The 748-nt window shown below is 71.4% G+C and carries 1 protein-coding gene; it reads left to right on the top strand.

The genetic code is table 11. From position 1 onward, the window contains the following. A partial coding sequence (locus U9977_RS12640; protein WP_322749434.1) for a hypothetical protein occupies positions 1-748 on the top strand: 748 nt, incomplete at both ends.

The raw sequence follows: 748 nt of genomic DNA on the forward strand, positions 1-748 counted from the left end.
GAGTTCGTCGACGCGCTGTTGCGCAACGGCGCGGCAAACCTGCTGGAGGTCACCGAGAAGATCAGCGATCTGGCCGACACGCTCGGCATCGACCTGCTGGATGATCGCACTTTCGGCGAGGCGGTGGATGATGCCCTTCTGCTCGGCAGCCGGGACATCGTCCTGGAGCTGCTGCTCGCGACGGTGACGGCGGACGAGCGCGCACTTCTCCTGCAGGCGGCGGTGTCCAGCGCTCCGATGTCCGTCGACGATCTTGCGTTCGCGTGGCAGGGGGCCGAGCCCGACCGGGCACAACACCGGATGGTCGCCGCGGCCGTCCGGCGGCTCGCGGACCGGACGCTGCTGCTGCGCCTCGACGGCGATGTGCTCGTCCACCCGTGGATCGCCCACTGGCTGGCTGACGTCGAGCCCGAGACGCGGACGGAGCGACACGGCAGGGCCGAGCGGATGCGGCTGGCTCGCATTGAGACGGGGCGCGCCGAGTTCGCGGATCTGGTCGAGGTGGCCCGCCACCTTGCCGCCCAGCGGCGTTTCGACGACGTCGCAGCCCAGGCACTGACCTTCACCGGCATGCTCGCGGGGGAGTCGTCGGTCGCCGCGCTGCTGGGCGAGGTCGGGCCGATGGTGCCCGCCGACAGCCGAGGGTTCCTTGAGCTTGTCGAGCGGGAGCTCGCCGCGCTGTTGAACATCGGCAGCACCGCGGCGGCCCGGGATCGCGGCAGCGCGATGGTTGCCTCCGCCCGCCGGC

The sequence above is a fragment of the Protofrankia sp. Cas8 genome (assembly GCF_963555845.1).
Classification (GTDB): domain Bacteria; phylum Actinomycetota; class Actinomycetes; order Frankiales; family Frankiaceae; genus Protofrankia.